The sequence below is a fragment of the Streptomyces aurantiacus genome, from assembly GCF_027107535.1.
In the GTDB taxonomy this organism is placed as follows: Bacteria; Actinomycetota; Actinomycetes; order Streptomycetales; family Streptomycetaceae; genus Streptomyces.
In genome coordinates this window covers 6,403,126-6,417,072 of sequence record NZ_CP114283.1, presented here as the reverse complement: position 1 = coordinate 6,417,072, position 13,947 = coordinate 6,403,126, and the positions used below count along the sequence as shown (strand labels likewise).

At 71.3% G+C, this 13,947-nt stretch carries 12 protein-coding genes; 11 read left to right on the top strand and 1 reads right to left on the bottom strand.

The window, feature by feature from the left end; genetic code table 11:
* Nucleotides 1-71: 71 nt before the first annotated feature.
* The 8 genes from O1Q96_RS30770 to O1Q96_RS30735 all read left to right on the top strand — a co-directional run bounded on the left by O1Q96_RS30770 (nt 72) and on the right by O1Q96_RS30735 (nt 8,094).
* Complete coding sequence (locus O1Q96_RS30770; protein WP_269251269.1) at nt 72-1,157, top strand: sugar ABC transporter substrate-binding protein; 1,086 nt, start codon at nt 72-74, stop codon at nt 1,155-1,157.
* Nucleotides 1,154-2,656: a sugar ABC transporter ATP-binding protein gene (locus tag O1Q96_RS30765; protein ID WP_269251268.1), complete on the top strand. Its 1,503-nt coding sequence runs from the start codon at nt 1,154-1,156 to the stop codon at nt 2,654-2,656. The genes O1Q96_RS30770 and O1Q96_RS30765 overlap by 4 nt, the downstream gene beginning before the upstream one ends.
* Nucleotides 2,649-3,686, top strand: a complete 1,038-nt coding sequence (locus tag O1Q96_RS30760; protein ID WP_269251267.1) for an ABC transporter permease — start codon at nt 2,649-2,651, stop codon at nt 3,684-3,686. The genes O1Q96_RS30765 and O1Q96_RS30760 overlap by 8 nt, the downstream gene beginning before the upstream one ends.
* A gap of 158 nt (nt 3,687-3,844) precedes the next feature.
* The gene (locus O1Q96_RS30755; protein WP_269251266.1) at nt 3,845-5,185 is read left to right on the top strand and encodes an L-fuconate dehydratase; all 1,341 of its coding nucleotides are present in this window, start codon (nt 3,845-3,847) and stop codon (nt 5,183-5,185) included.
* On the top strand, nt 5,182-5,937 hold the full coding sequence (locus O1Q96_RS30750) for an SDR family NAD(P)-dependent oxidoreductase (protein WP_217458825.1): 756 nt from the start codon (nt 5,182-5,184) through the stop codon (nt 5,935-5,937). Before O1Q96_RS30755 ends, O1Q96_RS30750 begins: the two co-directional genes overlap by 4 nt.
* Nucleotides 5,934-6,932: an aldo/keto reductase gene (locus tag O1Q96_RS30745; RefSeq protein WP_269251265.1), complete on the top strand. Its 999-nt coding sequence runs from the start codon at nt 5,934-5,936 to the stop codon at nt 6,930-6,932. The genes O1Q96_RS30750 and O1Q96_RS30745 overlap by 4 nt, the downstream gene beginning before the upstream one ends.
* Nucleotides 6,929-7,243: an L-rhamnose mutarotase gene (locus O1Q96_RS30740; RefSeq protein WP_269251264.1), complete on the top strand. Its 315-nt coding sequence runs from the start codon at nt 6,929-6,931 to the stop codon at nt 7,241-7,243. The genes O1Q96_RS30745 and O1Q96_RS30740 overlap by 4 nt, the downstream gene beginning before the upstream one ends.
* Nucleotides 7,240-8,094, top strand: a complete 855-nt coding sequence (locus O1Q96_RS30735; RefSeq protein WP_269251263.1) for an amidohydrolase family protein — start codon at nt 7,240-7,242, stop codon at nt 8,092-8,094. The genes O1Q96_RS30740 and O1Q96_RS30735 overlap by 4 nt, the downstream gene beginning before the upstream one ends.
* On the opposite strand, the gene O1Q96_RS30730 is transcribed toward O1Q96_RS30735, so the two are convergent.
* Complete coding sequence (locus O1Q96_RS30730) at nt 8,082-9,503, bottom strand: lipase maturation factor family protein (protein WP_269253783.1); 1,422 nt, start codon at nt 9,501-9,503, stop codon at nt 8,082-8,084. The genes O1Q96_RS30735 and O1Q96_RS30730 overlap by 13 nt on opposite strands.
* A gap of 112 nt (nt 9,504-9,615) precedes the next feature.
* On the opposite strand from O1Q96_RS30730, the gene O1Q96_RS30725 reads away from it, so the two are divergent.
* From O1Q96_RS30725 to O1Q96_RS30715, 3 genes are all read left to right on the top strand, one after another.
* A complete protein-coding gene (locus tag O1Q96_RS30725; RefSeq protein ID WP_269251262.1) occupies nt 9,616-10,785 on the top strand; it encodes a DUF6777 domain-containing protein in 1,170 nt (389 codons plus the stop codon).
* A 101-nt stretch (nt 10,786-10,886) separates the two neighbouring features.
* Complete coding sequence (locus O1Q96_RS30720) at nt 10,887-12,965, top strand: SpoIIE family protein phosphatase (protein WP_269251261.1); 2,079 nt, start codon at nt 10,887-10,889, stop codon at nt 12,963-12,965.
* A 107-nt stretch (nt 12,966-13,072) separates the two neighbouring features.
* Nucleotides 13,073-13,936, top strand: coding sequence for an Fpg/Nei family DNA glycosylase (locus O1Q96_RS30715; RefSeq protein WP_269251260.1), 864 nt, complete (start codon nt 13,073-13,075; stop codon nt 13,934-13,936).
* Nucleotides 13,937-13,947 lie beyond the last annotated feature (11 nt).

Genomic DNA, 13,947 nt, shown 5'->3' with positions numbered 1-13,947 from the left:
GTTGTGGGGGCGAAGTGGTCTGATAAATATGCGTGGCACCAGCTCGATCACGCTCAATGAGGAGCCGATAGATGGCCGGCAGAACTGTGCGGTACAGGAACGGGCGAAACACCTCGCGGGCGATACGTGCGGCGGCCGTGGCCGCCTGCGCCACGCTCGTACTCGCGGCATGCGGCAGCACCAAGGACAACGTCGCCTCCGAGGGCGGCAAGAAGGGCGACGGCACCGGCAAGGTCGGGGTGATCCTGCCCCTGCTGACCTCACCGTTCTGGCAGTCGTACAACGACTACGTGCCGAAGATGGCGAAGTCCGAGGACGTCGACGCCCTCAAGACGGTGAACTCCAACAGCGATCCCTCGCAGCAGATCACGGACATCAACAACCAGCTCAACCAGGGCGTGAAGGGCCTCGTCGTGGCGCCCCTGGACAGCGCCGCCATCTCCGCCGGCCTCGACCAGGCCGAGCGCAAGGGCGTGCCCGTGGTCGCCGTGGACGTGGCGCCCGAGAAGGGCAAGGTCGCGATGGTGGTCCGTGCCAACAACGTCGCCTACGGCCAGAAGGCCTGCGAGTACCTCGGCAAGGAGATCCCCTCCGGCAAGGTCGTGCAGATCATGGGCGACCTCGCCTCGGTCAACGGCCGCGACCGCTCCGAGGCCTTCCGCGCCTGCGTCAAGGAGAAGTTCCCGAAGCTGAAGGTCCTGGAGATCCCCGCCAAGTGGGAGTCCGATACCGCGGCCTCCAAGCTGGACACGCTCCTCAACGCCAACCCGGACATCAAGGGCATCTACATGCAGGCCGGCGGCGTCTACCTCGCGCCCACCCTGCAGACGCTGAAGTCCAAGGGCCTGCTGAAGAAGGCCGGCGAGAAGGGCCACATCACGATCGTCTCGAACGACGGCATCTCGCAGGAGTTCGAGGCCATCCGCAAGGGCCAGATCGATGCCACCGTCTCGCAGCCGGCCGACCTCTACGCCAAGTACGGCATGTACTACATCAAGGCGGCCATGGAGGGGAAGACCTTCAAGCCGGGCCCGACCGACCACGACTCCGAGATCGTCAAGCTGCCCAGCGGCAACCTGGAGGACCAGCTGCCCGCGCCGCTGGTGACCAAGGACAACGTCGACGACCCCGAGCTGTGGGGCAACACGGTCACATGAGCACACCACTCGTTGAGGCGCGGGGGATCGCCAAGCGGTACGGCCCCACCGTCGCCCTCGCCGACGGCCGGCTGACGGTGAACGCGGGTGAGTCCCATGCCCTCGTCGGCCGCAACGGCGCGGGCAAGTCGACCCTCGTCACCGTCCTCACCGGCCTTCAGGCCCCCGACGAGGGCACGGTCCGCTTCGACGGCGAGCCCGCGCCCCCGCTCACCGACCGGGACGCCTGGCGGCGCAAGGTGGCCTGCGTCTACCAGAAGCCCACCGTCGTCCCCGAGCTGACGGTCGCCGAGAACCTCTTCATCAACCGGCAGCCGCAGGGCCGCGGCGGCTTCATCAGCTGGCGCCGGCTGAAGACCGAGGCCGCTGAGGTCCTCGACACCTGGGACGTCCACGTCGACCCGGACGCGCGGACCGCCGACCTCAAGGTCGAGGACCGCCAAATGGTGGAGATCGCGCGGGCGTTGAGCTTCGGTGCCCGGTTCATCGTCCTCGACGAACCGACCGCCCAGCTCGACAACCGGGAGATCGAACGCCTCTTCACCCGGATGCGCGCGCTCCAGGAGAACGGGGTCACCTTCCTGTTCATCTCGCACCACCTCCAGGAGGTGTACGAGGTGTGCCAGACCGTGACCGTCCTGCGCGACGCCCGCTGGATCACCACGGCCCCGGTGGCCGAGCTGCCGCGGGCCGCCCTGGTCGAGGCCATGGCGGGGGAGTCCATCGCCGCCGTGGAGGAGAAGGCGGCCCGCGGGGAGGTGGACGCGGGCGCGCCCGTCGTCCTCGAAGCGCGCGCAATGACGTCGGACTCGTACGAGAGCGTCGACCTGACCGTCCGCGGCGGCGAGGTCGTCGGCCTCGCCGGATCCAGCGGCAGCGGCAAGATCGAGCTCGCCGAGTCCTTCGCGGGACTCCACACGCCGACCGCGGGGAGCGCCCGGCTGGAAGGCAGACCACTGCCGTTCGGTGATGTCACGGCCGCACTGCGGGCCGGTGTCGGCTGTGTCCCGCGCGACCGGCACGGACAGGGCCTCGTCTTCGGCATGACCGTCGGCGACAACGCCACCATGAGCGTCCTCGATCGCCTCGGCCGGTACGGATTCGTCGCCACCGACCGCAGAAGGGGCTTCGCCGGCGAGCTGATCGAGCGCCTCGACATCCACACCGAGGGGCCCGACCAGCCCGTGTCCGACCTCTCCGGCGGCAACGCCCAGAAGGTCGTCATGGCCCGGGCCCTCGCCTCGGACCCGCGGCTGCTGATCCTGATCAACCCGACCGCGGGCGTCGACGTGAAGTCCAAGGAGTCCCTGCTCTCGCGCATGGACTCGGCCCGCGACGACGGCACCGCCGTGCTCGTCGTCTCCGACGAGCTCGACGACCTGCGCCGCTGCGACCGCGTCCTCGTCCTGTTCCACGGCCGGGTCGTCGCCGAGCATCCGGCGGGCTGGCGCGACCACGAGCTGATCGCCTCCATCGAAGGAGTGGACCACCATGGCTGACACGAAGGCCGCGTCGGCCTCGGCCCCCACCTCCCTGCGCCCCCTGAAGAGCAAGGCCGACGCCAAGACCGTACTGCTGCGCAGGGCACGCGAACTCGCCCTCGTACCAGCTCTGTTGCTGCTGCTCGTGCTCGGCGCGTTCGTCAACGACGCGTTCCTCACCGAACAGAACCTGATCTCCGTCCTCGGTGCCTCGGCCGCGCTCGCGATGGTGGTGCTGGCCGAGTCGCTGGTGCTCATCACCGGGAAGTTCGACCTGTCGCTGGAGTCGGTCGTCGGGATCGCGCCCGCCGTCGGCGCCCTGTTGCTGCTGCCCGCCGCCCAGTCCGGCTGGGGTACGGAACTGCCCGCGGGTCTCGCCCTGCTCGCGATCCTGGTGGTGGGCGCGGTCATCGGCGGTTTCAACGGCATCCTCGTGGTGAAGTTCAAGCTCAACGCGTTCATCGTGACGCTCGCGATGCTGATCATCCTGCGTGGTCTGCTGGTCGGCGCGACCGAGGGCAAGACGCTCTTCGGAATGCCCGACGCCTTCTACACGCTCGCCACCACCACGTTCCTCACCGTGCCCATCTCGGTGTGGCTGGCGGCCGCGGCCTTCGGCGTCGCCGGTTTCGTCCTCAAGTACCACCGCTGGGGACGGGCCCTGTACGCGATCGGCGGCAACCCCGACGCGGCCCGTGCGGCCGGCATCCGTGTCGAACGCGTGATGCTCGGCGTCTTCGTCGTCGCCGGGACGCTCGCCGCGGTCGGTGGCCTGATGCAGACCGGCTACGTCGGCGCGATCAACGCCAACCAGGGCCAGAACATGATCTTCACGGTGTTCGCGGCCGCGGTCATCGGTGGCATCAGCCTCGACGGCGGCAAGGGCACGATGTTCGGCGCCCTGACGGGTGTGCTCCTGCTCGGGGTCGTCCAGAACCTGCTCACTCTCGCGCAGGTCCCGTCCTTCTGGATCCAGGCGATCTACGGAGGCATCATCCTGGTCGCCCTCATGATCGCCCGCGTGACCACCGGCCGTGCGCAGGACTAGAGGGTGCTGTGCGGGACTTTCAAAGCACCCCCTAGGCGTGGTGTGCGACTGCGGGTCCGTTGTGGCTGGTCGCGCAGTTCCCCGCGCCCCTTCAGGGGCGCGGGGCCGCACCGGACGTCGGCATTCCGCTTCCCCTGTCTCTGACGAAAGGCACCTCCGTGTCCTCATCCGCCGCCCGTATCACCGCGGTCGACACCTACGACATCCGCTTCCCCACCTCGCGGGAGCTCGACGGTTCCGACGCGATGAACCCGGACCCCGACTACTCGGCCGCGTACGTCGTCCTGCGTTCGGACGCGACCGACGGCCTGGAGGGGCACGGCTTCACCTTCACCATCGGGCGGGGCAACGATGTCCAGGTCGCCGCGATCGAGGCACTGCGCCCGCACGTCCTCGGGCGCACGGTGGACGAGCTGTGCGCGGACCCCGGATCGCTGGCCCGCGACCTGACGGGAGACAGCCAACTGCGCTGGCTCGGGCCCGAGAAGGGCGTGATGCACATGGCGATCGGCGCCGTCGTCAACGCCGTCTGGGACCTCGCGGCCAAGAGCGCACGCAAACCCCTGTGGCAGCTGCTCGCCGACGCCACACCCGAATGGCTCGTGGCCCAGGTGGACTTCCGGTACATCGCGGACGTCCTCACGCCCGAGGACGCGCTGCGGCTGCTGCGCCGGGGCAAAGACGGCTCGGCGGAACGCTCCGCGCTGCTGAAGGAGCGCGGCTTCCCCGGCTACACCACCTCGCCAGGCTGGCTGGGCTACTCCGACGAGAAGCTCACCCGGCTCGCCCGTCAGGCCGTCGCCGACGGCTTCACCCAGATCAAGCTGAAGGTCGGCGCGGACCTCGCCGACGACGTACGCCGCTGCCGCGTGGCACGCTCCGCGGTGGGCCCCGGCATCCGCATCGCCATCGACGCCAACCAGCGCTGGAACGTCGACGAGGCCATCGAGTGGACCAAGGCACTCGCCGAGTTCGACCCGTACTGGATCGAGGAGCCCACCAGCCCCGACGACATCCTCGGCCACGCGGCGATCCGTGAGGCCGTCGCCCCGGTCAAGGTCGCCACCGGCGAGCACGTACAGAACCGGATCGTCTTCAAGCAACTGCTCCAGGCGGGCGCCATCGACGTCCTGCAGATCGACGCGGCCCGGGTCGGCGGCGTCAACGAGAACCTCGCGATCCTGCTCCTCGCCGCCAAGTTCGGGGTCCCCGTCTGCCCGCACGCGGGCGGTGTCGGGCTGTGCGAACTCGTCCAGCACCTGTCCATGTTCGACTACGTGGCGCTGTCCGGCACGACCGAGAACCGCGTGATCGAATACGTGGACCATCTGCACGACCACTTCCTCGACCCGGTGGTGATCAGAGAGGGTCGCTACATGGCACCCGTCGCACCGGGCTTCTCCGCCACCATGCGGGCGGAGTCCGTCGCGGAGTTCACGTTTCCCGGCGGCACGTTCTGGGCCGCCGACCTCGACCGGCAGAAGGAGCAGGCTGCATGAGCGACTTCGAGGGACTCAGGGCCCTGGTGACGGGCGGCGCTTCCGGCATCGGCCGGGCCACCGCGGAACTGCTCGCCTCCCGGGGCGCCCGGGTCGCCGTCCTCGACCTGGACCCCGCGGGCGTCGAGAAGCCGCTGCTCGGCTACCGGGCCGACGTCACCGACGACGAGTCGGTGCGCCGGGCCGTCGCCGCCGCGGCCGCGGATCTCGGCGGTCTCGACGTGCTGGTCAACAACGCGGGCATCGGCGCACAGGGCACCGTCGAGGACAACGACGACGAGGTCTGGCACCGGGTGCTGGACGTCAACGTCGTCGGCATGGTCCGGGCGGCCAGGGCGGCGCTGCCGCACCTGCGGAAGTCCTCGCACGCGTCCATCGTGAACACCTGCTCCATCGCGGCAACGGCCGGCCTCCCGCAGCGCGCCCTGTACTCCGCGTCCAAGGGCGCCGTCCTGTCGCTGACCCTCGCCATGGCCGCCGACCACGTCCGCGAGGGCATCCGCGTCAACTGCGTGAACCCCGGCACCGTCGACACGCCGTGGGTCGGCCGCCTCCTGGACGCCGCGACGGACCCGGGCGCCGAACGGGCCGCACTGGAGGCCCGTCAGCCCACGGGACGCCTCGTCTCAGCGCCCGAGGTCGCGGGCGCCATCGCCTACCTGGCGAGTCCGCTGTCGGGCGCGACCACCGGCACGGCCCTCGCGGTCGACGGCGGGATGCAGGGGCTGCGGCTGCGCCCTGCGGGCCGGTGAGCAGGCTCGGCCGCAGCGGCGTCGAGGTCACCGGCCTCGCTCTCGGCGCCGCCGGTATCGGCAACCTCTTCACCGAGGTCGGCGAGGAGCAGGCGCAGGAGACCGTGCGGGCCGCCTGGGACGCCGGCATCCGGTACTTCGACACGGCGCCCCACTACGGCATCGGGCTGTCCGAACGACGTCTGGGCGCGGCCCTGCGCGAGCGCCCCCGGTCGGCGTACACGATCTCGACCAAGGCCGGCCGCCGCCTGGAGCCGACCGACCGGGGCGGCGACGACCGCGCCAACGGTTTCGCGGTGCCCGCCACGCACCGCCGCGTGTGGGACTTCAGCGCGGACGGTGTACGCCGGAGCCTGGACGCCAGCCTGGAACGGCTCGGCCTCGACCGGGTGGACGTCGTCTACCTCCACGACCCGGACGACCACGCCGAGCAGGCCTTCCGCGAGGGCTATCCGGCCCTGGAGAAGCTCCGTTCGCAGGGCGTGGTGGGCGCGATCGGCGCGGGCATGAACCAGACCGGGATGCTCACCCGCTTCGTCCGTGACACGGACGTCGACGTGATCCTCTGCGCCGGGCGCTACACCCTCCTCGACCAGCGGGCACTCACCGACCTGCTGCCCGCCGCCCGGGAGCGCGGCACGTCCGTCGTCATCGGCGGCGCCTTCAACTCCGGCCTGCTGGCCGACCCGAAGCCCGGAGCGACCTACGACTACGCGGCAGCGCCACCCGAGGTGTTGGACCGGGCGCTGGCCCTCAAGGCGGCGGCGGACCGGCACGGCACCACACTGCGCGCCGCCGCCCTCGCGTTCTGCGTCGCCCACCCGGCGGTCGCTTCCGTCCTCGTCGGCGCCAGGTCGCCGCACGAAGTCCGGGACTGCGCCGAGCAGTTCACGGCTCCTGTGCCCGACGGCCTCTGGCAGGAACTGCGGGCGACGGGCGTGCTGCCGGGCGAGGCCCCGGTGCCGCAGGACAAGCCGGCCGGGGAGCCGTCATGAGAGTCGCCCTGCACACCAAGGTCCGCGCCGACCGGATCGCCGCGTACGAGGCCGCCCACCGTGAGGTCCCGGCGGAACTCACGGACGCGATCCGCGCCGCCGGAGCCACGTCCTGGACGATCTGGCGCAGCGGCACCGACCTCTTCCACCTCCTGGAGTGCGAGGACTACGCGCGGCTGCTCGCCGAGCTGGAGAAGCTGCCGGTCAACATCGCCTGGCAGGCCCGGATGGCGGACCTGCTGGACGTGGTGCACGACTACTCGGCCGAGGGCTCCGGGGCGGGACTGCCGGTCGTCTGGGAGCTGCCGTGACGGGGCGGACGGGTGCCGTCGACGCCCACCACCATGTCTGGGACCTCGCCGTGCGCGACCAGGACTGGATCTCCGGCCCCGAACTGGCGCCCCTGAGAAGGAACTTCACCATCGACGACCTGGCCCCGGCGGCACACGCCGCCGGTGTCTCGCGAACCGTCCTCGTGCAGACGGTCACGCTGGCGGAGGAGACCCCGGAGTTCCTGGTCCTCGCGCAGGAGAGCGACCTGATCGGCGCAGTCGTCGGCTGGACCGATCTCACCCGACCCGACGTCGCCGACGAACTGGCCCGCCTGCGCGAACTGCCGGGCGGCCGTCACCTCAAGGGCATCCGCCACCAGGTCCAGGGCGAACCGGATCCCGGATGGCTGTTGCGCGAGGACGTACAGCGCGGACTGGCGGCGGTGGCCGAGGCGGGCCTGGTCTACGACCTGGTCGTCCTTCCGCACCAACTCCCCGCCTGTGCGCGGGCGGCGCAGCGCCGTCCCGAACTCACCTTCGTGCTGGACCACTTGGGCAAACCGACCATCGCCGCTGGGCAGTTGCAGCCCTGGGCCACCGACGTCCGCGCCCTCGCCGCCCTGCCGAACACCGTCTGCAAGCTCTCCGGAATGGTCACGGAGGCGGATCCGCGGGGCTGGACGGCGGGGGACCTGACGCCCTACGCGGACACGGTGCTGGAGGCTTTCGGACCCGGGCGCCTCATGTTCGGCTCCGACTGGCCGGTGTGCACGCTCGTCGCCTCGTACGCCGAAGTCGCCGACACGGCGCATCAGTTGACCGGGAAGCTCGGCGAGAGCGAGCGGGAGGAGGTCTTCGCGGGCACCGCGACCCGCGTCTACGGCCTCTGAGCCGTCGCGTCCAGTCCCGTCGGCGGCAGGAACTCCCGCACGTACGTCCGCTCCCAGCACGCGCCCGTCTCCCGCAGCTCGCGCCAGGTCGTGTACCGGTAGCGGTAGAGGCGGGCCCGGACGTGGCGGGGAGGGGCGTCCGGCGGGAACGGGCAGTGGCGCAGGAGGCGCAGTGTGTCGCGGTCGTTCTCCAGCAGCCGTTCCACGAAACCGCCGAACCAGGGCTCGGCGTAGGCGGGGGACAACGCGGCGAACCACATCATCCAGTCGAGCCGCAGATGGTAGGGGGCGAACTGGCGGGGCCAGCGCCGGGGATCGCCCGGCTTGCCCCTGAACCCGTACTCCCGCCACCCCGCGTCCTCGCGGGGCGTCCGGTCGGCCGTGCCCTCGACCACCACCTCGTACCGGGTCCGGCTGACGCTGCCGAACGCCCCGTAGGTGTTCACCAGGTGGAGCGGGTCGAAGGAGCGGTTCATGGACTGGTGGCGGGACATCATGTTGCGGACCGGGCGGTGACTGAGCCCCACGAGCAGCACCGCGGCCGTCAGGACCACGACCTCGTACCAGAGCGGGGCGCCGGGCACGTCCGGGGCCCTGCCGGGCAGCTCCAGTGCCGACAGGGCCAGCACGATCGTGATCCAGTTCAGCCAGGCGAAGTTCCCGGACAGCACCAGCCACAACTGGGTGACGATCATCAGGGAGGCGGCTGCCGTCGCGACGGGCCGAGGGGCGAACAGCAGGAAGGGCACGACGAGTTGGGTGACATGGTTGGCGGCCACCTCGACCCGGTGGAACGGTTTCGGGAGGTGGTGGAAGAACCAGCTCAGCGGACCCGGCATCGGCTGGGTCTCATGGTGGTGATCGAGGCAGGTCAGCTTCCGCCAGCACGCGTCGGCGCGCATCTTGATCAGGCCGGCCCCGAACTCGACGCGGAACAGGAGCCAGCGCAGCAGAAAGAGCACCACCACGGGCGGGGCGACCTCGTCGTTGCCCAGGAACACCGCGAGGAAGCCGGTCTCCAGAAGCAGGGACTCCCAGCCGAAGCCGTACCAGGTCTGGCCGACATTGACGATCGACAGGTACATCACCCAGGGGACGAGCCACAGCAACATGCCGCCCCACAGGGGGAGTTGGTTGTCCAGGCCCGCGACGAGCGCCACCGACACCGCACAGCCCGTCCAGGCCCAGGCCGCGAAGAAGCGGTCGGAGCAGTGGAGATGGAACACGCTCGGTGACCGCCGGAACGGCACCCGGGCGACGAACCGGGACACCGGAAGCATGCCGCGCTCGCCGATCAGCGCACGGAACTGCAGCGCCGCGCCCAGGAACGCGACGAGATAAAGCATGGCCAGCCCTCGCTGGAAGACCAGCCGGCCGGTCCAGTACTCGGAGGCGGTGAACCACTCCACGTCGCGCACTCCCTCCTTCTCGTGGTGACGCTGGGTGACCCGGCTTGCGGGGTGGTCGAAGCCGAAGCAGACAATAGTGAACATATTGCCCCGCTCGGAACGGGAGGTCGGCGTGCGCCTACCCACCGGAACCCTCGTCACGGCCTGCGCGCTCTCCACGGCGCTCCTCGTCGTCGGCTGCGCCGGCGGGGAGGACGGGACCCCCGACGCCTCCGGCACCCCCGGCGGCGAGGTCTTTCTGCAACCGGCGGCCGCCCGGGGCCCGGACCCCTTCACCGCCTCGACGGTCACGACCGGCGCGCCCGAGCCACCCGTCACTCCCACACCCCGGCCGAGCCCCACCGCCACCGCGGAGGGCGTCCGGTCCGTCTCGGGGGCCACCCCGGGCCTCTACAGCGGTACGCAGCGGGTCGGCAGCTGCGACGTCGAACGGCAGACCGGCCTCCTCACCGCCGACAGGGCCAGGGCACGCGCCTTCACCCGGGCCGCGGGCATCCCCCTGTCGGACCTCGCCGGCCACCTGCGCGGCCTGACCCCGGTCGTGCTGCGCGCCGACACCAGGGTCACCAGCCACGGATTCCGCGACGGACGAGCGGCCGGCTACCAGGCCGTGCTCCAGGCGGGCACCGCCGTCCTGGTCGACAACCGCGGCGTACCGAGCGTGCGGTGCGCCTGCGGCAACCCCCTGAAGCCGCCGGCCGCCCTCCACGAGAGCCCGGCACACCGGGGCCGCCCCTGGCCCGGCTACCGGCCCAGTGGGGCAGTGCTGGTCACCCCGGCCCCCCAGGTGATCGTCGAGATCACGATCATCGACGTCCGGAACAACACCTGGATCGAGCGGAGGACCGGAGACCACGACGGCGACGAGGACCGTGTCGTCCCGCGGCCGGCGGCGGACCCGCAAAGCCCGGACCCGCAAAGCCCGGACCCGCAAAGTTTTGACCCGGACGGTCCGTCCCTGTCGCCCGACGAGCCCTCACGGGACGGATCGTCGGCCGAGAGCTCCTCCGGGACCTCCGAGGAGTTCCCGGAGGACTGCGCCACTCCCATCGGGACCGTCACCGTCACCCCAGGCGAGAGCGCGCCCTCCGCGACGGAAGACGTCACGGACACCGCCTCCCCGGACCCCTCGGCCTGCCCCACGGTCACCGTGACGGCCACACCCTCCGACGACGTGGTCCCGCCCCCGGACGACACGGACACGCCGCCCGGCACGGCCGGACCCGACACCGTCCCGGACGCACCCGACGTTCCGGACGGCGGAGGCCTGATTCCGGACTAGCGGGGCCCGCGGGCCGTGGAGACGGCAGGCCCACGGTCCGCGCGGCCGTCCGGGGCGTCCTACGAGTCGAGGATTCGGGTAAACCCTGACAAGGTGGGCTCATGGTTGATCGGGGTGCGAGCGCCCTGTCACTCCCGGACGACTGGCCCGCCCACCCGGATCCGATCCTGGCGCTCAATCGCATGGGCAGTTTCGACTGGGACCTGGACACCGGCGTCATGCAGATGGACGCGGTCGCCCACGAGATCTTCGACGTGCTCCCCGAGGAGTACGCGGGCCGCCCGGAGAACCTGGCCCTGAGGGTGCCTCCGGACGAGGCCCACCGCCTGGACACGCACGTCTCCCAGTCCCTCAAGAACGGCAGCGAGAACTACGGCGCGTACTTCCGCATCCGCCGCCGGGACGGCACCCTGCGCTGGACCCACACCCAGGGCTACATCCGGCGCGACGAGACCGGCAGGCCGCGCCGCATCATCGGCATCGTCCGCGACGCCACCCAGGAGCTGAGCGAGGCCCAGGACCGCCGCGAGCAGGCAGCCCTGGACGACGAGGCCCGACTGCGGCAGACGAACGTCGTGCAGATCACCACGGCGGCCCTCGCGCACGCCCGGACGGTCCAGGACGTCATCGACGTCCTGAAGAACAACCAGGGCGTCACCCACCTGGGTGCGACCAGCCTGGTCATGGGCCTGGTCGAGGCCGGCCGCATCCGGCTGGTCGCCGAGGGCCCCGAGGGCAGCTTCGTGCCCGGCACCCTGGTCACCCGCATCGACGAGCAGTACCCGATGAGCGAGGTCGTGCGCACCCTCACCCCGCGTTTCATCGAGTCGCCGGAGGAGTTCGCCGAGTCCTACCCGCTGCTGTGGCCGCACATCACCGGCCTCGACATCACCTCGGCGGCGTACCTGCCGCTCATCGCGCAGGCCAGACCCATCGGGGCCATGGGGCTGCTCTACAACGACCGGACCGGCTTCTCGGCCCAGGACCGCAACGTCCTCGTCGCACTCGGCAGCAGCATCGCGCAGAGCCTCCAGCGCGCCATGTTCTACGAGCAGGAGAAGGACCTCGCCCAGGGGCTCCAGCAGGCGATGCTGCCGCGTTCGATCCCGAGCATCCCGGGCGCGGACGTCGCCGTGCGCTACCGCTCCGGATCCCTCGGCCGTGAGATCGGAGGCGACTGGTACGACGTGATTCCGCTGCCCGGCGGCCGGGTGGGCGCCGTCATCGGGGACGTTCAGGGGCACGACACGCACGCGGCCGCCGTCATGGGCCAGTTGCGCATCGTCCTGCGTGCCTACGCGGCGGAGGGCCACACCCCCGCCACCGTCATGGCCCGCGCCTCCGTGTTCCTCCACGAACTCGACACCGAGCGCTTCGCGACCTGTCTGTACGCGGAGGTCGACCTGTCCACCGGCGTCATGCAGGTCGTCCGCGCGGGCCACATCGACGCACTGGTCCGCGACACGGACCGCGCCTGCCACAGACTCCCCGTCGACGGGGGCCTGCCGCTCGGCCTGTCCGCCGAGTTCGGACGGCTCGAGTACCCGGTCAACACCATCGAGCTCGGCCCCGGCCAGACCCTGCTCCTGTGCACCGACGGTCTCGTCGAACAGCCCGGGATCGACCTCGACGACGGCATGCGGACCCTCCGAGCGCTCATCGCCACGGGACCCGACGACGTCCGCGATCTCGCCGACCGGCTCATCGACGTCGCGGAGGAGCGCGGCGGCGAGGACGACGTGGCGCTGCTCCTGCTGCGCCGTCATACCGCGGACGCGCAGCGCTCCGGCGGGCGGCTCCAGCAGCATGTCGGGCCCGGGGACCCCGAGGCGCTCAGTGAGGCCCGGCACATGGTCCGGGCCGCCGTACGGGCCTGGGGCGCCCAGGAGCGGGCCGACGAGATCGAACTGATCGCCGACGAACTGATCACCAACGCCCTCATGCACACGGAGGGTTCCGCCGTCGTGACCCTGCGGGCCCTGACCGGCCCGGACCGCCGGCTCCGAGTCGAGGTCGAGGACGCCTCCAGCGCCCTGCCGCGACGCCGGGAGGCGGGGGAGGCCGGCGTCTCCGGGAGGGGCCTCCTGCTGGTGGACCGGCTCGCGGACGTGTGGGGCGTGGAGGCCCGGGGCGCCGGCAAATGCGTGTGGTGCGAGTTCCTGGTGCCGGACCGGGAGTGAGGGGCCCCGCGGCCCGCGCGTGGTGGACGTGAGGGGCGCTGTGCGCGGGAGACAGGCGTGCGCTGCTCCCCGCGCCCCCTGAGGGGCTCCAGTGGCATTCTGGATCCATGCCGGAACTGCCCGAGGTCGAAGCGTTGAGGAGCTTCCTGGTCGATCACCTGGTCGGCCGCGAGATCGTTCGCGTGCTGCCCGTCGCGATCAGTGTGCTGAAGACGTACGACCCGCCGCTCACCGCCCTGGAGGGCCGTGAGGTGACGGCCGTGCACCGGCACGGCAAGTTCCTGGACCTGGAGACGGCCGACGGCCCCCACTTCGTCACGCACCTGGCACGGGCCGGCTGGCTCCACTGGAAGGACCGGCTCCCCGACGGGCCGCCCCGCCCCGGCAAGGGCCCGCTCGCGATGCGCGTCGCCCTGGAGACGGGGGAGGGCTTCGACCTCACCGAGGCCGGCACCCAGAAGCGGCTGGCCGTGTACGTCGTACGGGATCCGGGGGAGGTCCCCGGTGTGGCCCGCCTCGGACCGGACCCGCTGGCCGACGACTTCGACGAGGTCCGGTTCGCGAAGCTGCTGGCGGGCGAGCGCAGACAGCTCAAGGGCGCGCTGCGGGACCAGAGCCTGATCGCGGGGGTGGGGAACGCCTACAGCGACGAGATCCTGCACGCCGCGAGGATGTCGCCCTTCAAGCTCGCCTCCGCCCTGACCGAGCAGGAGACGCGGCGACTGTACGAGGCTCTGCGCGGCACGCTCGGGGAGGCCGTCGAGCGCTCCCACGGGCTGGCCGCGGGCCGGCTGAAGGCCGAGAAGAAGAGCGGCCTGCGGGTCCACGGACGTGCCGGCGAGCCCTGCCCGGTCTGCGGTGACACCATCCGCGAGGTCTCCTTCAGTGACTCGTCGCTCCAGTACTGCGCCACCTGCCAGACCGGTGGCAAGCCCCTCGCGGACCGCAGGACGTCCAAGTTCCTGAAGTAGCCCCGCAAGCC